26 protein-coding genes and 2 pseudogenes are annotated in these 17,289 nt (G+C 51.1%); 3 read left to right on the forward strand and 25 right to left on the reverse strand.

Going from position 1 to position 17,289, the window contains the following annotated elements; translation table 11 throughout:
• Nucleotides 1-10: 10 nt before the first annotated feature.
• Genes B4M48_RS10225 through B4M48_RS10245 form a run of 5 tightly spaced genes read right to left on the reverse strand, consistent with a single transcriptional unit; the run spans nucleotide 11 to nucleotide 5,220 of the window.
• Nucleotides 11-748 (reverse strand): hypothetical protein, encoded by a 738-nt coding sequence (locus B4M48_RS10225; protein ID WP_288656564.1) that lies wholly within the window; start codon nucleotides 746-748, stop codon nucleotides 11-13.
• Nucleotides 749-775: 27 nt separating this feature from the next.
• Entirely contained in the window at nucleotides 776-1,738 is a 963-nt protein-coding gene (locus B4M48_RS10230; protein WP_288656566.1) for a phage minor head protein, read from the reverse strand.
• Nucleotides 1,677-3,134 carry a DUF1073 domain-containing protein gene (locus B4M48_RS10235; protein ID WP_288656568.1) on the reverse strand — a complete coding sequence of 486 codons (1,458 nt, stop codon included), beginning with the start codon at nucleotides 3,132-3,134 and terminating at the stop codon, nucleotides 1,677-1,679. Before B4M48_RS10235 ends, B4M48_RS10230 begins: the two co-directional genes overlap by 62 nt.
• A gap of 11 nt (nucleotides 3,135-3,145) precedes the next feature.
• The gene (locus tag B4M48_RS10240; RefSeq protein WP_288656571.1) at nucleotides 3,146-4,618 is read right to left on the reverse strand and encodes a terminase; all 1,473 of its coding nucleotides are present in this window, start codon (nucleotides 4,616-4,618) and stop codon (nucleotides 3,146-3,148) included.
• Nucleotides 4,619-4,620: 2 nt separating this feature from the next.
• Entirely contained in the window at nucleotides 4,621-5,220 is a 600-nt protein-coding gene (locus B4M48_RS10245) for a hypothetical protein (protein WP_288656573.1), read from the reverse strand.
• Nucleotides 5,221-5,286: 66 nt separating this feature from the next.
• Between B4M48_RS10245 and B4M48_RS10250 the strand changes: the two genes are divergently transcribed.
• Together B4M48_RS10250 and B4M48_RS10255 are read left to right on the forward strand one after the other, a co-directional pair.
• A complete protein-coding gene (locus B4M48_RS10250; protein ID WP_288656576.1) occupies nucleotides 5,287-5,733 on the forward strand; it encodes a hypothetical protein in 447 nt (148 codons plus the stop codon).
• 106 nt (nucleotides 5,734-5,839) lie between these two features.
• The gene (locus B4M48_RS10255) at nucleotides 5,840-6,109 is read left to right on the forward strand and encodes a hypothetical protein (RefSeq protein WP_288656579.1); all 270 of its coding nucleotides are present in this window, start codon (nucleotides 5,840-5,842) and stop codon (nucleotides 6,107-6,109) included.
• Between the two features lie 12 nt (nucleotides 6,110-6,121).
• Here B4M48_RS10255 and B4M48_RS10260 read toward each other — a convergent pair whose 3' ends face one another.
• The 5 genes and pseudogenes from B4M48_RS10260 to B4M48_RS10275 form a co-directional block, all read right to left on the reverse strand.
• Nucleotides 6,122-6,313, reverse strand: a complete 192-nt coding sequence (locus tag B4M48_RS10260; RefSeq protein WP_288656582.1) for a hypothetical protein — start codon at nucleotides 6,311-6,313, stop codon at nucleotides 6,122-6,124.
• Nucleotides 6,314-6,345: 32 nt separating this feature from the next.
• A complete protein-coding gene (locus tag B4M48_RS10265; RefSeq protein ID WP_288656584.1) occupies nucleotides 6,346-6,678 on the reverse strand; it encodes a hypothetical protein in 333 nt (110 codons plus the stop codon).
• Between the two features lie 125 nt (nucleotides 6,679-6,803).
• Nucleotides 6,804-7,232 (reverse strand): cell envelope integrity TolA C-terminal domain-containing protein, encoded by a 429-nt coding sequence (locus B4M48_RS10270; RefSeq protein ID WP_288656586.1) that lies wholly within the window; start codon nucleotides 7,230-7,232, stop codon nucleotides 6,804-6,806.
• A 438-nt stretch (nucleotides 7,233-7,670) separates the two neighbouring features.
• Nucleotides 7,671-7,823 (reverse strand): GIY-YIG nuclease family protein, encoded by a 153-nt coding sequence (locus B4M48_RS18010; RefSeq protein WP_349681452.1) that lies wholly within the window; start codon nucleotides 7,821-7,823, stop codon nucleotides 7,671-7,673.
• 110 nt (nucleotides 7,824-7,933) lie between these two features.
• Nucleotides 7,934-8,152, reverse strand: a pseudogene (locus B4M48_RS10275) (hypothetical protein).
• An 84-nt stretch (nucleotides 8,153-8,236) separates the two neighbouring features.
• On the opposite strand from B4M48_RS10275, the gene B4M48_RS10280 reads away from it, so the two are divergent.
• On the forward strand, nucleotides 8,237-8,476 hold the full coding sequence (locus B4M48_RS10280; RefSeq protein WP_288656588.1) for a hypothetical protein: 240 nt from the start codon (nucleotides 8,237-8,239) through the stop codon (nucleotides 8,474-8,476).
• 53 nt (nucleotides 8,477-8,529) lie between these two features.
• On the opposite strand, the pseudogene B4M48_RS10285 reads toward B4M48_RS10280, so the two are convergent.
• From B4M48_RS10285 to B4M48_RS10350, 15 genes and pseudogenes are all read right to left on the reverse strand, one after another.
• Nucleotides 8,530-9,060, reverse strand: a pseudogene (locus B4M48_RS10285) (KilA-N domain-containing protein).
• 168 nt (nucleotides 9,061-9,228) lie between these two features.
• Complete coding sequence (gene lysC, locus B4M48_RS18060; RefSeq protein WP_422662154.1) at nucleotides 9,229-9,456, reverse strand: Rz1-like lysis system protein LysC; 228 nt, start codon at nucleotides 9,454-9,456, stop codon at nucleotides 9,229-9,231.
• Nucleotides 9,365-9,781 carry a DUF2570 domain-containing protein gene (locus tag B4M48_RS10290; protein ID WP_288656589.1) on the reverse strand — a complete coding sequence of 139 codons (417 nt, stop codon included), beginning with the start codon at nucleotides 9,779-9,781 and terminating at the stop codon, nucleotides 9,365-9,367. Before B4M48_RS10290 ends, lysC begins: the two co-directional genes overlap by 92 nt.
• Nucleotides 9,769-10,401, reverse strand: a complete 633-nt coding sequence (locus tag B4M48_RS10295) for a glycoside hydrolase family 19 protein (RefSeq protein ID WP_288656591.1) — start codon at nucleotides 10,399-10,401, stop codon at nucleotides 9,769-9,771. Before B4M48_RS10295 ends, B4M48_RS10290 begins: the two co-directional genes overlap by 13 nt.
• Complete coding sequence (locus B4M48_RS10300) at nucleotides 10,398-10,712, reverse strand: phage holin family protein (RefSeq protein ID WP_094111422.1); 315 nt, start codon at nucleotides 10,710-10,712, stop codon at nucleotides 10,398-10,400. Before B4M48_RS10300 ends, B4M48_RS10295 begins: the two co-directional genes overlap by 4 nt.
• Nucleotides 10,713-11,011: 299 nt before the next feature.
• Nucleotides 11,012-11,851, reverse strand: coding sequence for a hypothetical protein (locus tag B4M48_RS10305; protein ID WP_288656593.1), 840 nt, complete (start codon nucleotides 11,849-11,851; stop codon nucleotides 11,012-11,014).
• A 246-nt stretch (nucleotides 11,852-12,097) separates the two neighbouring features.
• On the reverse strand, nucleotides 12,098-12,865 hold the full coding sequence (locus B4M48_RS10310) for an antitermination protein (RefSeq protein ID WP_288656594.1): 768 nt from the start codon (nucleotides 12,863-12,865) through the stop codon (nucleotides 12,098-12,100).
• Nucleotides 12,862-13,503 carry a recombination protein NinG gene (locus B4M48_RS10315; protein WP_288656596.1) on the reverse strand — a complete coding sequence of 214 codons (642 nt, stop codon included), beginning with the start codon at nucleotides 13,501-13,503 and terminating at the stop codon, nucleotides 12,862-12,864. The genes B4M48_RS10310 and B4M48_RS10315 overlap by 4 nt, the downstream gene beginning before the upstream one ends.
• Nucleotides 13,504-13,761: 258 nt before the next feature.
• The gene (locus B4M48_RS10320) at nucleotides 13,762-13,962 is read right to left on the reverse strand and encodes a hypothetical protein (protein WP_288656598.1); all 201 of its coding nucleotides are present in this window, start codon (nucleotides 13,960-13,962) and stop codon (nucleotides 13,762-13,764) included.
• Entirely contained in the window at nucleotides 13,937-14,173 is a 237-nt protein-coding gene (locus B4M48_RS10325; RefSeq protein ID WP_288656600.1) for a hypothetical protein, read from the reverse strand. The genes B4M48_RS10320 and B4M48_RS10325 overlap by 26 nt, the downstream gene beginning before the upstream one ends.
• Entirely contained in the window at nucleotides 14,166-14,621 is a 456-nt protein-coding gene (locus B4M48_RS10330; protein ID WP_288656602.1) for a YbcN family protein, read from the reverse strand. The genes B4M48_RS10325 and B4M48_RS10330 overlap by 8 nt, the downstream gene beginning before the upstream one ends.
• Nucleotides 14,587-14,832, reverse strand: coding sequence for a hypothetical protein (locus B4M48_RS10335; protein ID WP_288656604.1), 246 nt, complete (start codon nucleotides 14,830-14,832; stop codon nucleotides 14,587-14,589). The genes B4M48_RS10330 and B4M48_RS10335 overlap by 35 nt, the downstream gene beginning before the upstream one ends.
• Nucleotides 14,829-15,530, reverse strand: coding sequence for a replication protein P (locus tag B4M48_RS10340; RefSeq protein WP_288656607.1), 702 nt, complete (start codon nucleotides 15,528-15,530; stop codon nucleotides 14,829-14,831). The genes B4M48_RS10335 and B4M48_RS10340 overlap by 4 nt, the downstream gene beginning before the upstream one ends.
• A complete protein-coding gene (locus tag B4M48_RS10345) occupies nucleotides 15,527-16,447 on the reverse strand; it encodes a replication protein (RefSeq protein WP_288656610.1) in 921 nt (306 codons plus the stop codon). The genes B4M48_RS10340 and B4M48_RS10345 overlap by 4 nt, the downstream gene beginning before the upstream one ends.
• Nucleotides 16,444-17,271, reverse strand: a complete 828-nt coding sequence (locus tag B4M48_RS10350) for a ParB/RepB/Spo0J family partition protein (RefSeq protein WP_286876725.1) — start codon at nucleotides 17,269-17,271, stop codon at nucleotides 16,444-16,446. The genes B4M48_RS10345 and B4M48_RS10350 overlap by 4 nt, the downstream gene beginning before the upstream one ends.
• Nucleotides 17,272-17,289: the final 18 nt, after the last annotated feature.

Below are 17,289 nucleotides of genomic sequence, written 5' to 3' on the forward strand. Positions count from 1 at the left end.
GCTTTGAGGATTAGTTTCTTTTTATTTCTATCAAGCTGTTAAATTCTTCAGTGCGTATCTCTATTGCTATGTCTCTGATGCTTCCAATCTCTAGTGGAAAAGCCTTGTTATCATGATTATCTCTTAAGAGACACAATCGGAATTCAGATTGATGTGCATATTTACTTTGCTTGTAGAAAGGTGCCTCCATATCGTTCTTTAAGGTTAGGCTGGCAGTACTTTCATCATAATAAATCACCTGTTTTGCCTGGTAAGCATATATCTCTCCCCTCTCTATATGCTCCCGAACCTTCAACCTTACCCTTTCGAGAAAAGCTGCAGGATTTAGTATGATTACAAGATATGCACCTAGGTTTTCGCTTTCTTTAGGTAAGGTAAAATATTCTCTCAGAAGCTGCTCTTCTTCCACGCCTCTGACACACGACATGTCTATGTCATGAGAGTGCAGCTGAGTCATGCAATATACATTTGCATGGTCATGTTTTTTCATGCTTATTGTCGCCGGCGCAGCCATATCGTCCGGGTTCAAGGTATATTTTTCGCCATTAACTTCTAGATCTAGTATGAAATCATGCGGCTGCAGCCACCCTGTAAGCGCCTCAAACCTATCTGCAATGTTCCCGTCCAGCTCTTCTTCATATTTCCGGAAGTAGTCAATTGTGTTCATATATAATTGACCATCAAGAAAATTATCCTTGTAATCTTTGCTGGAGAATACCTTAAACAAAATCCCTATTTTCTTTGGCATCGTAGTTATCTCAGTAAATGTTTCGCTCTACTGATACCAGTTAGCTTTCTCTTTGGCTAACTTTTCAGTTAACCCTTTGTTATAAATGCTACCGTTGTCATTGAGCAGCACAGGAACCTGACTGCAGTAGCAGTGATACCGGTTGCCGCTCACCGAATAGAAAGCCTCAACCTCTTCAGTGGTGTAAACCCGGCCATGTCGCGCCGCGTGCCATGCTCTGGTTGTAGGCTTAAGCGCTGACAGCCACATCACGGCCGTATTGAGCCCGAGCCTCTCACGTGCCCAGTCGGTTTCCAGCCATTGGGCTTTCCGCAAAGCACCAACCTGCTCGGTCTGAGCGATGTTCTTTGCCTGTGCCATCGACACATCAAGCCGCTTGCTGATTATGCGAGCCGTTTCACGCGGGTTAACGCCACGACCTATTGAATCGGATATGACATTAGCAAGGTCAGCCCGGGCAGCATCACTGATGCCCTTCCAGTCGCTGTAAGTGGAGACATAAGCCGCGGCGATCTGATTCTGATATGCCGGACTGCTCAGTAGCTGCGCCAGCGTGGTCTCCTGCTCATACACAGCCGATTGCACTGACAGATTGGTGAATGCCTGCAGAGTGCCGCGCTCATACTCTTCAGCAATATAGGTCAGCGCCCAGAGATTCAGACTCCCACCGTCAAGCAGATGATCGTCGAGAATCAACTGTACGCGTTGCAGCAGGTCCGCCAGCTGTGCGGCTGTCATGTCGTAGATGTAGGTGCCGGCATTCACCTGGTAAATAACATCGCCGTATACAGCATGCGATGCGTTACCAATGCGCTCAGTGCCGCTCAGCCGCTCATCGAGCAACTGCTTTAGAGCCAACTTTACCCGGTAGTAGCGGTCATCAATATCGCGATACACCCGGCCCACCTGCCGGGCCGATTGCGTCGGGTCAGCTTTGTTGCGGGGTATTATTGGCGTCCCGCTCCGGGTTCTCGCTGGCGTCGTCGTCATTCAGCGGGTCCTTATCGTTTAGCTTTTTGTTCGGGTCTGGAGTGGATGGAGCCTTGCGTGGCTCAAGCTCTCCTACAGTACGTACTTCGTTTTCATCAACAGCTGATGTTCCGAATGCCTGCTGCGTGTCTTTGGCTACAGAGGCCATTGCCTGCATGTTGGCGATCTTTTCTTTCTCGCTTGGTGCAAGCAGGTCAGACCATGCCAGTGTGACCTCTCCAGACCGGGGCGCATCAATGACCCCCAGCGTCCAGAAGCGCTCAAGAACGGATTTAATTGCAGCCGTCATGAATCCCCACCGACGACCGTTACAGCGCTTCGCCCAGTCTGCTTTATCCTCATCGGATGCCAGGCGGCCGGTTTGCTGTCCAAACAGGATGGTGAACGGGCACTGAATCGACGATGAAAACTCATTCGCGGTTACCGTCCATGAGGGGGACGGGTCAGCCGCAGCCACAGACAGCACAGAAGGCGTGCCGGCCTGCATGACCAGCGCAGCATCGGTACCACGGTTCATCCTGGCGATTTTATCGTTCATCGCCTCGCCGATATTGGCGTAACCGGCCTCTTTAGCCTGAGCAGCAATGGTGGCCATGTCTGTCGTTGAGTCGAAGGCGATCCCCAGCTGGCGACTGGCGTTTTTCAGAAACCCTTCAGCGCTGCCGCCGGAAATCTTCTCAAGGTCGAGCAACTTGTTGTAGCCGGCGCGCAGATAAGGGACGCCAGACAGCATGTTTTCATCCTCTGAGCCTTCACACAGAATGATGACCCGATCGGGATGCACTGTAACGCTACGAACGGGCCCGTATGTGCCGTCGTCACCAACAGGTTGCTCGTTGAACTGGTAACTCACCGGTTCACCGTAGGTTTCCGACATGGTGTCGGTGTCGAAATTGCCGGGCTTAATCTGCGACTCCCATGCCGGGATGAGCTTAACGACCGCCCGGTCACCCAGCCGCTTAATCACGGTGCTGTCTACAGCCTCTTTCCACTCTCGCCCATCACGGAACTGAATCAGCAGCGCGGAGTATTTACCGATCAGGTTGCGCCTGTCAGCGTCTTTGATCTTCGCCCAGTGCCGCGCCAGTAGCTTTGTTGCCGCAGCCTCCCATGGTGTTGTAGAGGTCGACTCTTTTTTCTCATCACCGTCGATAATGACAGGCCGGTCAACCCAGCAGGAGTCCAGCAGCTTATGCACCGCGGCGTAAGCCACCGGGTTGCGCTCATAGGCACGGTAGTAGCGGTCAAAATCCAGATCGTTGGGATAACCAAACTCTTCATAGAGCTTCGTTCGCTTGGTATTGCCCTGATGACCACCGTACAACATCCGCTGACGGCCCATAGCATCAGCAAGGGCATTAACGAGGAATGTAACCTCGTTGCTTTGTTCACTCACTGATGAGCTCCTTAGAAGAAGATTGCGCCGGTCTGTTTGTGGTTCGTTTTCGCTACAGCGAAGTAGCGGAAGGCATCAGCACCGTGCGATGTGAAGTCGTGCAGGGGTTTATCTTTCCAGCAGCCGCGCTTGTCGTCCCACTCTTTGCGGTAACCTTCAAGATGAGATATACCCAGCTCGCATTTAGCAGAGTCAAAGGCGCATCGCGGGAGGATTTCACGCACTGAATCGATACCGGTATCAACGCCAAGCTTCGGCGCGACCTTAAACCGGATGGAGTAAACCTGCCCGTCTATCTCAAAGCCTTCAGCTGCTATCTGCTTACGGCTTTTGCCGTCACCAGCAAACTCCCGGTTGTCGATATCGTGTGGCGCCCAGTGATCGCCATATTCATAGCCGCGGTCTTTCAGCACCTTCATGTAATGGCGGAGGCCTTCACCGCTGTTCTCGTAGTAGTCGATAACGTGGAATTCATCCCCTACCTCACGAACAAACCAGATTGCAGTTGAGTCGCCTACTCCGATATCCCAGAACGTGTGAACGAGCTGGTGTGAGTTATCTGGCAGCTCTCCAACACGCTTGTTGGTATAGAGCCAGCGGAATTGCTTGGCATAGTAGGCGCCCTCGACAGACTGCTCAAAGGCTTCAGCCGGTATCGATGGATACTCGCGCTTCATGTCGTCGCCGAGTGTTTTCTCTTTAGCGTAATACCAGGCTTTCTGGCGCTCGCTAAGACTCACGCCATGCTTTGCCTCAATATCAGCGAAATAATCGCTCAGGCGTTGTGGCAGAGCCTCTACCGGGTCGATTGCATAGAGTGGGTTCTTCCACCACGAGAAGAAGAAGAACTTCCAGTCGAGGTTAGACAGCGGCTTGCCCTGCAGCTGCGCTTTCTCAGCTGTCTGGCAGTAGTCGAAGAAGTAACTGGCGCGCCCCTCCGCCGTGCTCTCAATTGTGGTAAAGCAGTCGCTTGATACCGCCTCAAACGCACCAGTGACAATCTCACGGGCTTTGTCGGGGAACTTAGCGCATATCTTCCCGAACTCGGAAACGTGCAGGAAGCGCAGTGTGCCGCCACGAAATGAGGTGCTGACGTAGATTGAGCCGCCCTTTCTGAAAACCAGCTCACCTGCAGAATCATTGCTCGCCGGGTTGGCCGCTCTGATTTCTGCCGGAAGTCGATCATAGGCGTACTTCACCTTTTCGCGGAACAGGCGTTTGGCATCGTTCAGGGTGTGGGCTATCAGGGCGCACTTGGCAGCCTCAAATAATGCCGCGTCCAGCTGTATGATGCAGACTTCGGTGGTGAAACCCAGCTGGCGAGCCTTCAGGATGATGTTGCGTGTATGCATGCCTTCAAAGTATTCGAGCTGCTCCGGCGTCATCCTGAATCGTACCGGCTTACCTTCTTTGTCGGTGATCCAGTACAGGTTGTTCAGGCGCCAGAGCTTGTCACGAAGAAGCGCGAGATGTTCTGGCTTCATGATTACCCCTTGGCTAAATCGTCCATCAGATCGGAAAGTTTCTTCGTTGACTCGTCGCCGGTGGGCCCGTCGATGTCATATGCCTGCCGCTCAAGGCCAATCAGCGTTTTGAGTGTGTCGGATAAATCCTTCATCGACTTCACTCGCCCTGGCATGCTGATGACCTTGTGATAAATCTCGTTGAGCTTGTCATAACCCTTATCGTCAGGCTCATACATCAGGTCACCCAGCCGCTGAAGCGCTGCTACGTCGGTGCACTCGGCTTCCAGTTCATCAAAGAGAGAATTGGCGATGTTACGAGCACGGCGAATATCTCCGCGATGCTCCATACGGACGTTGGCGATTACCTCGGCATTGGCCTCAATGAGCTGCCTTTCGGAAACCATCTTTTCACTGGAAACCTGCTTGGAAACCTCACGTTTGGAAACCAGTAATTCAGCCTTAGCTTTTATCTTCGCTTTTAGGTCGCGCTCCCATCCCTCTTTTTTCGCCCGCTTGTTAATCGCGGTATGGGTGATGCCATGCTGCGAGGCAATCTCTCTTACGGACAACAAGCCAGCACGGTAAGCCGACTCGATGGCCTCCCAATCTGGTGTTGCCATAGTATTTTCGCTCTAAAGTTTTTTGAAAGACTGACCGATTTAACGGTTAACAATCACGGAGGAAACATGGATTATTTTATTTATTTTGAGGCAGCTTTGCTGGCTTTCTTGGCTGTTTTTATTGCTATTAGTGCTCGCTCTCATGGCGTGTATGAACGCTTTTTGTATGTAGATAAGCGCCAGAAACATGTGAACTTGCACTTAATGATTTTTAGAACACCTCGAAAAAAATCTGGCGCATACAAAGTGGTTAAATCCCTTGAACGCTGCCTTCAGCACCTCAAAACAAACGGCTATAAAAGCGCTACCTTAGAATCTCATCTGATAGATAACAAAAGGATGGGGTCTGTTTACCGCCTTGCCAGAAAACATGGCTATTCAGTCACCAACGTAAGCGAATTCCACACTCCAAAATGGCAGCGCTTTTCTATCCCACTCGATATGGCGCTGGTTAGGTTCAAGATAAAATTTGCAAACTCTACTTCAATGAAGCTGACCATAGTATTAAATTGACGAATCAGGTGCCTGATCGTCTGCTGACGCTAACCTACGAGGTGCTCGCGACAGAACATCTCTTGTTTGTTAGTGAGTGCCATTAAATTCATCTGAAAGGTTCAGTATGGAAGAGTTTTTGTCAATATTAGGTTGGTTCAAAGAGCACCATGTTGCATCCCTAACTTTTGGTGTTCTTTCCGCTATTTTGTGGATTAAATCAGCCACTGCAAAGATTAAGCTTGGCAAAAAGATTGTGATGGTCACATATGAAGACCCAGCCCTAAATGTGAACTTACATGATTTCTTTGCAACAGCCAGGCTTCAGTCAAAATACAATTCCTTCGCAGCTTTATCAGCGGCCGTCACTGCATTATTTCAGGTTCTTGGTTTGTGAGATGATCCATCACTAATCACCAACCTTAACCTCCGGAACATACTCCATCTTGAGCACGTCATCAGGCGCCAGATAAACCCAGCCACCATCTTCACGGGCAATGCCGATGAAGCCGTTAACGATTTCTGGCTGCGATCGGTTCATCAGGCCTTCATGCGTTTCACCGGATTTAGTGGTAACTGTGATGCGGTAGGTGTCTGGCATGTTTTCTCCAATAAAAAACCGCCCGGAGGCGGTTACAGTTCTTTTATGGTGTAAATTAAACGTTCTCCGGTAGGGGTATCCCTGAACAGGACAGTAACGAACATCTCATAAGATGTGCCTCTTTGTATCACCGTTGCGCTTCTAAAATGATAAACACCACGCTCAAAGTTAATCTTGGCTGATCCATCAAAATTTATAGACCACACGCCATTAGGGTCAGCATTGTCGTTGGTGCGCTCGATTTCTGCAGCTGGCCCAGTGATAAATGCATATATAGAGCTAGCTCGCTCTGTATCTCCCGATATGAAAGTCGTTTTTATTCTTTCACCGAAAGGTAAAGCGGCATTTCTGAATGACAGTTTCATTAGTTCTCCTACCCGTTATTCAAATGGCAGTATAAGCCAGCTTAGTAACGCTTTACAGCGCGGCTTACCGCTATCCCTTGTCGGAGAGATTCATTAGCTGAGAGCCTCTAAAATCTTTTGTTAAATTACTGCGGTGCGAAACGGACTGGTATGACTTCATTCATGCTTTTCGGGCGCATAGGGAATGTTTCTGCTTCTATGGCTCCCTTTATAGCTTCGACTGCTGCAGTACAGAGCTTTTGGTTTCCATCGAGCACCATCACATCCGTAGGCTGCTGACCCAATGGCTGTGTGACTTGCAGGATGCAGGTCTTGCCACGGTATAAATCAATATCAAAGAGGCGATGTTGTATGGCAGAAGCAAACTGGCATACCCATACAAGTGTATCTCTGTCTGCTTTCCCCTCAGGAGTTTGCGACTCACATTGATTCTTCATCTCGACCGCAGTTGGAAATTTATAAGATTGTTTTGCCTTTAGTCTGGCCTGAGATTGCGGGTTGGACTGGCAGCCGGCCAGCAGGACAATAAGAGCTAAACAGAGCGATTTTCTCATTATGGCTTCCATGCAAGTAATTTGGTTTCTTATATCACTCAATTACTCACAGAGAAAGCTACATGCCATCATGCCTCATCATCAGGCACTCTGCTTAGAAAGCGCATTGTAAGGCCAATAAAAAACCGCCCGTAGGCGGTTAAATTCTTATTGCTCTTGTATCAGAGCCCACAGGTGTATAACGGTTCCAGTTGGCTTTTTTTCGCCACTAATATCTATGTCATAGAAACCTGAGTTACAACTGTAAGTAGCCGTACCTACCTCACCAGAGGCTAAGGTGACATGGTATCTTTGCCACTTGTCATCGGGTGGTGGAATCTCTGCGAATACTTTCCAGTCCATACTTCTCTCCTCTCAAATTGGAAAGGTAATGATTCCATCACGACATACAATTGGGCAAGCATCATCAGGCGCACTCGCAAATGCGTCTTGTGATGATCACTTGTTGGCAATGAGGTTTCCGGGATCTGATGCCAATTCGGAAAGATGCTCTTTCATTAGACAAAACCACTCTCCATGCGCTCTGAACCCGCCATACTTCTGGTGCAATTCAGTTTCCAAATCCCTCTGCGCCGGTATCTTTGCAATCATCTTCAGAGATGTGCGGGCTTAGTCCATTGGTTCGGCGCAGTAGCTAGCTTGGGCCTCTTCGCCCGCCGCTGAAACATCCGGACTTAGGGTTACCGGGATAAATGAGCTATTCATGATGCGGGCTCCTCGGTTTCTGCCAGTGTTTCCTCCGCCGGTACCGACGTGAACTCCACGTGCTTCACGTCAGCAGGTGCGAAATACAGCTACTGACCAGTTTCGGTCGCCAGCGGTATAAAACCGTTCACCAACTCAGGCTGACGTCGTGACATCTTGCCCGTGAAGGTTTCGCCTGTTTGGATGGTTAGCGCGATTTGATAGATGTCGGACATGCCAATGCCTAATATGTTATTTTTTGTAAAGTATTAAGTGTTGTTTGTATATATTAAGCATCTCATTTCATAAGGATGAACTAAATGAAGATGATGGCTTGGTTGTCTGGATTGTTGTTCTTGGTCGCCCTTGGTTTTGCAATCTACTTCTCAGAGCGAACGGCAGTTTCTTTTGCTTTTTTATTCGCTGCTTTTGCGTGTACTGAGTTATTTATAGACTGGTCTGGAATTCAGGATGGCATTCCAAAAAAAGTCGGGCTTACTATAACTAAAGCAATACCCGTTATAGCAGCGATTGTTCTGGCTTTTGACCCTAATCTCTAATTCTTAGAGGTGTTTATTGCCCGCTATAAAAGTGGGCAATAATTTCCCCATTTTCACTGTGTTGTATTGCCTTCCATCAACGCCACCATGTCAGGAACCATCTGGCTGACGATCCGCTCACGCGCACCGTTGAGTAGTTTCTTGCGCCCACCAACACCCCATTTATTCATTGCCCTTGCACAGGCGCTCACTTCCTTGGCCTCATTTGCTATCAGCAGATCAAGGCGGTTTAGATGGGAAATGTTAGTGATGCCGCTAAGTACCGCTTCCCGGAAGGTGTTGTATACCCGAATTTCAAATTTAGGGTTCAGCCACGCCGCATATCGAATCGCCAGTAGCTCGAGGCCCCACACGCCTGATTCCGTGCCGCCCTTAATAACTCGGGTCGAAGCTATTTTCGTAGCTTCGGTCAGTTCGTCGGCGAAGCGTCTAATCTGAGCGCTTTTGATGAAGTTACTCGGACGCTGTTATTCAGATGCCTCTCCATTTGAAACTGCTGCTGCATGAAGATCGTTGAGGTTATACCGCCCCTCGTCATCAACACGAACGGAGACACCGTTAACTGTGACTGTTGGGTATGTCATTGCGTTCTACCTTTTAGCGAATAAGCCTCGTTGCCCAGATAACCGCCCACAGAGAAGCCGCCGCTTATAACGGTTATCTCCGAAGCTGATTCCTGAAAGGCTTTGTGTGGTTTGATGCGCCGGGCATGGCGCGTGATTAACTGCAGGTACAAAAAAGCCCGACCGAAGTCAGGCTCTGCTTTCTTCAATCCTGCTGATAGCTCTCAGCTTGCCGTTGCACTCATCCAGCGAATCCAGCAACCAGAAGTTGAGCAGGATACTGTCACCGTAGGTCATGGGCTTCCGGATGTGTGGTACCGGGCACTCACTTAGCAGGCTTGCCGGTATCGGTAGCTGTGGCTCCTTTACCGCTTCGTACTGAATCTGCCTGGTCGCGCAGCTTGTCAGTGACATCATCAGGGACAAGCACAACGCTGCACGTGCTGTCGCGTAACACCTGCTTAACCTCATCCTGTAGCCCCTGCTGCTTCATCTCTGCTGCCGCCCGGCGCTTTGTCTCAGCACGGACGATTTCGTTTTGCTCACCGACGTACGCCGCCAGCGTTTTAATGGTGCCGGCAAGGTCGGTGTTTTTGGACATCAGCTCAGTGTTCTGCAGGCGCAGACGATCGTTCCTTTGCGTGAGGATCTGATTGTCATAGCCGAGCTTTGCAATGAAGCCGATGATGATGACCACGAAGATGACGGGGATCAGGATGCGGATAACGTTCATGTTCTGCATAGCACCTCCAGTGCGCGGGCAGTACGCTGGCGTCGGTCATCGATACCGTTCAGGCCGCCGTTGATAACCTGCGTGATGCGATCGACATTCCCCGCGTCTGCCAGCTCATTCAGGCCGTGATTCTTCCACCATGCCGCAGCTGACCGTGCCGCGAGCGCCCTGCCCGATAACAGGCCCGGTTCTGCAATGAGGTCAGCACTCAGTTGAGCATTCAGGGCCGAGTAGTTTTTCTTCCCGGTAATCTGAATCAGGCCGCGCCCGCGATACCGGTAGCCGTCACCGGATTCGATGCTGCCGTTTCCGTTGCGGTTTGCGTAGATAATGCTGGCTATCATGCACTGGTCAGCGGGGTGAGCGCTGTTTCTGCCGTACGCTTTCGCCTGTGAGGGAGTGATGCGCTTTCCGAACATGGCGTTCAGGGCGCTCTCGCTGTAGTTCAGCCCCTCTTCGGTTTTAGTGAAGCCGGCGGACTCGTGCCCCACCTGCGCCAGAAAGTGTGCCTGACGCTTTGGCGTGCTGATACCGAATTCATGCATTGCCGCAGATACGTGAGGAAACCACATATCCGCCAGCGCCAGGCTGATGCCGGTTGCGCGCCGGAACTGATCGAGAGTAATCATTCAGCCGCTCCCGCATCACCTGCGGCTTTCTGCAGAAAACGCTTTTCCAGTGCTTTGATAAGAGATGAACCAGACCAGCCGGCCATACCGCAGATTGCGCCGGTCACTTCCTGCGGCCACTGCCAGTAAACGGCCAGCAGCATCATCAGGAACCCGGCAAAAATGGAGACAATCATCTGCAGGCACAGGGTGCGCCAACTGAAGCTCTCTCCGCTTAAAACTTTATAGGCATAAGCCGCCACTGAACCCAGCACGGTCATACCGAGTGCCAGCAGTGCAGCTATAAAGCCCGGATCAGATTTGTAAGGCATGCGTCGTTTCATCCTATTCCCCTGAGCGGGGCTTATTCTGTTTAGGAATTGATGACATTGTGAACAGAACAAGCCCGGTTAAACTTCTCAATGTCACCTGAGAAACTTCCCCGAGCCTTCCCGCCGCTAAATGCCCGACGCAGCTTTAGTTGATCACAATGAGAACGCCACGATTGCAGCTATTCGTTGTAGAAAAAAGCGCTCCTCCCCATCACAGCAATGAGGGTCATCCGATTTGGTTTTGGGAGGGCGCAAAAAGAAAAGGCCCACCGTGGTGAGCCTTTATAAATTTACTAATGCTATTTTCGAGGTTTCGGTCCGATGGTGATCTTGGATTTAAGCCCTTTTCTTGCGCGAGATGTATCAGGGAACATTTCACAAATTATGTCGGTACAAAAGACCAAGCAATCTTTTACTAATATCATAGCCATATATATATAGGCATGATCGTAAATATTGAAACACCCTGTCCCCCTTCCATTAGCTTCCGCCTTATAATAAGACATTGGAAGTATGTGAGTGTAATGCGAAAGAAAATCAAACAACTTCCTAAATGAATCCGGATCATCTCCAATCTCTTGAATCAATTCATCACGAGATTGGATGGTCATAATTTTTCCAGCTAAAATGCGTTTCCTAGTGCCATTATCTAATGTTTGGAAGTAATCGCTAGACATTAATACAGATTCAATTTCTTGTTTTTGTTCAAGATAGAAATCAAGAATTTTTGTATTGTCGCCTGCAGAAAACATATCAATTCTTTTCATGCAGTCATTCATATGCATAGTGTTTAATTTTACACGCCACTCATCATCGCTTTTATTTTCCTTGGATATGTAAAATAACAAAAGCCTTGCTTCCATAATAGCTCTCGCCTGAGGAGCTACAGATGAAAAGTCCCAAAGCTCATAATCTTTTTTTACCCAACGCGACCCGGGGACATTTGCAATCATTATTCCAGCGTTAATACAAATACGTAGAAATATATATGTTGACCAAGCATGATTAGGTTTATCAGCCTGTCGAGTCCCAATAGCATTACTGACCGCCTTTGCTTCACAAACGGCTATATCTAACTCTCTCAGGGCCAAGTGATAATCTTCCTTTGATACTGGATCAGGCTGCAAATCCTCGTTCATAACATAACCTCCCTTTGTTGAGGAAATCATGTTATGACAAATCCCTTCAGTGTAAGAACATATTATTCATAAAAGAGCCCTCGCAGATGGTGAGTCCGGAGGGCTTTCTAATTATCACAGAGTGATGGAACTTGTATTTTCAGCGCACTTAACAACAGCGCGCAACTTCAACTGTTGGGAATCATATCCCCAGCTTCCTGAAAAGTAAATAGCTCACGATAAAATAATGAGCTATTTAATTTGTTTCTACGCAGTTACCTTATTCAGCGCAGCGTTCGCCCATGACTCTTCCGTTTCCAGCTTTGCTATCAGCTGATCGTAGAATGGCTTTCCGCTTCGATCCCACGTGGCGAGGCTGATGCTATCAGTAATGTCGCTGATTGCTCTGTGCGCATCGACCGCAGGTATTCGCTCATATCCACGCCCGCAGCAGCGCTTGCAGTCACCCATGACAGGCACGCCCTGCTTTTCCGTCTCCGCTTTCATCACTGCGCGCCCACGACCATTGCAGTCACGGCATGCGGTTGATACGACACCCTTCCCTTTGCACAACTTACAGAGCACGCGCACGGTTTCTTTGACGTTTCTGGTCTCGCCGCCAGACAGTGGCGATTTCATTGAGAACACATCGGCTTTGATAAACCCTTTCGCATCACAACAATCGCAGGGCTTAACGCTGGCAGCGCTGCGGCAGTAATCCATGTAGGCATAAGTTGCGAGTGTTTGCATAACGGCTGGTTTAATATCAGCGTCGAGTTTGCGAAAGGCTGGAACCCTGTCGCAGGTCTGAAGTGCATATTCAGTTAACAGGGATACGGCGCGTGCGGCGTCGTTCTCACTTACTCCCACCTTTCCCATGAAAGCGCTGTAACCCAGCGGAGCGCGGCTCTGCGTCATTCCCATAGCAGCGATGTAATCAGTCCCTGTGAGCGTGTCAGGCGACGTCTGCGGCGCGGTACCGCTGAAGTTCTGCCCCTTTGGAAAATGGTATTTCACGGTTGCTTCAAGGCTCATGCTGCCTCCCTCTGCTTTGTAAGTTCACGGCATTTAGCCCGGTACATATCACGGATCCGGATGAAGTCATCGCGGCGGTAACGCGTCATTTCATGCGGCCCATTCAGCCAGTCGACCAGCGCCTGCCCATATCGCTCAGCTAGGTTTGCTTCGTACTGCTGCACCACCGTCGCCGCCTTGGCGCCATGTTTTGCCGATCCGGCGTTGCACGATTTGCATTGGCGATAAGCGTTGCGCTCTTCAAACCGCAACTCAGGGAAGCCACCGACCGTTTTGAAGTGGCCACAGTCCCACTGCCCGCCATGCAGATCGGGCGGATTGGTCTCGCCACAACTGATGCACGGCTGATCATGGTCACGAAGGCGTATGAACTTGTTGAAGGCTTGCTGGGCTTGCTTTTTGAAGTAACTGTCTGGCTTGAGGGCTAACTTGCGGATTTTGGTGTGGCGCTTTTCCTGCTGGGTTTCTGCTTTGCGTCGTCGCTCTGCTTCCTGTATCGCTTTCTGCCGGTCTTTCTCCCTCTTCGCCATTGCTATTACGGTTCCGCAGTCTGCGCTGCACCACCAGTGATTCTGGAAGCCTGGGTGGAACCATTCACGGCAGCCCGGATTTTTGCAGCGGCGCCTGATTTTTCTCATCGCCCCCTCCTGTGATGCTTCAGTCCGGATCGGCAGGCATCAAAAAATCGGTGCGCGCCACGCAGAAACAGACTCATGAGGTGACCGGATACGCACTTCAGCCATCGCACCTGATAGCCTGCATATCGCCAGGCGCAGATCAGGGGGAAGTAATCGAATTTATCTGCATAGAACAGGTCCTCTTCGCACTTCCAGCACGATATGCCGTGATGATATTTGTCCTCGCTGGTGAGAATGGTGTGGCAGCGGCAGCAGCGCTTATTGCCAGCATCTCTGCTCATAGGTGTAATCTCTCCGTGGTTCTCGTTTGCTTTCAGGCAGCAGCGCGCTGACCAGCCACAGGCGGGGATCAGTGGCGAGCATCTTTTGGGTCTGGATGTTGCGGGCGGCATATCGGTGAAGGAGTTCGTTGGCGGTATCGGTGTCTACAGGGTCATGGGTGAACCACGTTTGACGCATGGCTGCTCTCCTTTTTCTTCAGATACTCCGGCCAGTGCTTCTCAAGAATATGTTTCGGTACGTTTAACCCCAGCCCCAGAACGGTGGCTTTGGTTTTGAGCGTGCTAAGCGGTTTGTTAAGCGCGTCGGCCATAACCTGCGGCGGGACCTTTCCGGCCACACGCTCGATGTAGTCAATTTCCTGCTGTGTCCAGGTGTTTGGTCTACCCATTTTGTTTGTCCTTCAGTTTCTGATATTCCGAGTCATGCGGGACCGTAAGCACCAGACCAAACTGCATGCACCAGCTCTCAACCTGATTCAGGAAGAAATGCATCTCTCCGGTATCAAGATCGGCCGTGTGCCGGGGTTCGTAGGTCGTGGACTTTTCGCCCGTGATGAAATCGGTGTAGGTGATGGCTTCACAGCCCAGATACGTGCGCTTGAGATTGCGCTTTACCCACTCAGGTGTTGCATCGGTGCGGCCGGATTTAATCAGGTAGACGCTGATTTCGGCGTACCACATGTGACTGAGTGCGTTCTGTGAGAGGCTGCGCTTTTCTTTCCACGGCCTGAGGGTGAGCCGGTAGCATTCGCCGGATTCGAGCAGTGGCTGAAGCTGTTGCCCGATGGCTCTGAAGTTTGATTTATGTAGGCGTATGCCCTCTTTCGGTATATCCACCGGCCTTCTCCCGATCGTCTTCCTGTTCAAACTCAGCATCAACAATCAGGTCGTGCGTCTCGCGCGCCAGCAGATCGATAGCCCGCAGGTGAGACTGAAACTGCTCGGGCGTCAGACCGGAAACCTTAGCCAGGTTGATGATGGACTCTGTCAGGTTGCGTGCCTGCCGCAGCAGCGGGGTTTCGATGTACAGCTGAATAACCTGGGTCATGATGCACTCCGTTTTGCTTTAAGTGTGGCGCGCAGCAGGGCCACACCTTCCATCGCCTTTTCGCTGGTGGACGGGATGGAAAGCTTCAGCAGCTGCTTACGCGGTTCCGGAATGTCTTCGCCAGCCTCGATCCGTTCGGACATTTTGCGCAGCTCAGAGCGGCACTTGATACGCAGCTCTGACTCGCTCAGGTTGTTAGCGCGCATCAGGCTGTACAGGCCGGTGACCATCCAGTAATCGGCGTTGCTCCTCCACGGATACAGCTCCGGAGATGCGTAATCGCCGCGTTTCGCGCAGTAGGTCATCACCATGCCGTACAGCGTGTCTTCTTCCGGCAGCCCCGCAGCGGCGAAAGCGCCCTGCCTGCACCAGCTGATAAACTGGCCCGGAGACGGCAGGAACGGTGATCCGCTGGCGCGCGCCTGCCGCATGCCGGCAGAGAGCTGCTGCTTATTGGTCACGCCGTTCTCCGCAAAGGCAGCGATCCACTGGCGTTTGGCGGCGGCTTCGTCTGCCGGAGTCCGCCAGGCGGTGCTGACTGAGGCGGGAAAGACCTGTTTGAGTCCGTCGAAAAACTCATTCATCAGCTTTTCGACCTCCTGATGCAGGCGACGATCCGCCGGCTGCGGGGTATCACCGGCCATGCGGGCCAGCGCGCTGCTGTCGCGATTGTTTACTGCCGCTACGAGATGTCTCATATGAAATTCTCCCATGCTTCCTGGCTGTTCCAGTGGGCAGCAGGCTGCTGATCCGCTGGCGCCGCCCGGTTACGGTTTGGCTGGTTCATCTGGATTTTGAGGGTGTCCCACTTTTCCCGCAGCTTCGCGGGGCTGAGCACGTTCGACTGCCAGAAGTGATCGCGGCTGGCCCAGAGAAACACCTCGCAGATATCGTGGTGCGTTACCTGCAGAGCCGTGCGCAGCAGCCTGATGTCGTTTGACCAGGCGGGCCAGTTAGGCTGGCGGGCATTGGGTGAGACGATCTGCACCCGCTTGAAAATCCACTCCGCCGCCTTCAGGTCGTCTTCGGTTCCCCACTTGTCACCCTTCGGTGTCTGGACTGCTGCTTCAGGACGAAGAGCAGGAAGATTTGCCGGAGGTGAGTCAGGGGATTCGACAGAATTCTCTGACGAAGAATTACTGTCTTTATTGTCTTTTGTAATATTGTCTTTTGTGGTTACCCGATTCGGGTAAGACCCGTTACCTGATTCGGGTAATGTTTTCTTACCTGATTCGGGTGAATTTACCTTTTTCGGGTAAGGTTCATTTATCCACTGGCTCAGCTCTTTATTTATCCCTGTTAAGCGCCCTTCCTGCGTCAGGATATTTCGCTTTACGAGGGAGCTTTTTGCAGCTGAGCACTTGTGCGGCAACATACCTGTAAGCTGAGATAGCTGCTCATTGCTAACCCAGTCAACCTTCTTGTTGAAGCCGTATGTTTTGCGCATGACGGCCATGAAAACAAGAAGCTGATGCTGTGTCATTCCGGCCAGCATGACAGCTTCCAGCAGTTCATTGGCGATGCGCGTGTAACCATCCTCCAAATCTGCCACGCGACGCTCCACGGCCCGTAGTTCGGGCCTGATTGGTGTTACGTTTTCATATGCAAGATTCATGACTCTTCCCACCTGCCGGGCGACCCGGCGCGATAGTCAGCAATGATCTGCCCTACCTCCTCTGCCGTTCCTTCTGCCAGCACCAGGTGTGCCTTACCGGCTTCTCCGGACATCTCAGCACCCACCAGCAGCTCAGCCAGGCGACGGGCTTTTGCAGCACTGAACAGCGGGATTGCTGCGCTGCGTGAGAGCTTTTTCTTACCAGCGGCTTTAGCCTTACCCATCTGCTCAGTTGCAATAGCCCCAGCGTTAGCGCCGTGCTCACGAGCCAGAGCAACAGCAGTCGTTGCTGCTACCTCGCCGGTTCTGACCATGGCTATCAGCTCATCGCCACACGTCAGCAGCTGAAGGTGGTGATCAACATCAGCGACCGAACGCTTAACCTTGCTGGCGATTTCGCTTACTGACCATCCCTGATTAGACAGGCGCTGATAGGCTGCTGCCCGTTCAAGTGCTGTAAGCGGCTTACCCTGGCTGCTGGTAACCATGAATGCGATGCGATCGGCTTCAGTACCGGTAAAATCTTTGCACTCAAGGCGGGGGATTTCGTGACCGGCTTCGGTAGCCATCAGGGCGCCGTGATAGCGGTGATGACCGTCGATAACCTTAACGCGGTCGCCTGTCACCTGCACCGCCAGAGGCGGCACAAATTCGCCGGCAATAAATGCGTCGCGGAATTCCTCAACGTGCTGCTGATCGATATCACGAACGTTATAACCCGGTTCGACATACAACTCTGACAGCGGAACCAGGAACGTTTTACGCACCGTGGTATCCGTGCCATTCTTCTCTTTGCCCTTGTAATACAGCGATAAACTACTCATAATTATTCCTGTGAATTG

Source organism: Pantoea sp. UBA6567, from assembly GCF_002434165.1.
Classification (GTDB): Bacteria; Pseudomonadota; Gammaproteobacteria; order Enterobacterales; family Enterobacteriaceae; genus Pantoea; species Pantoea eucrina.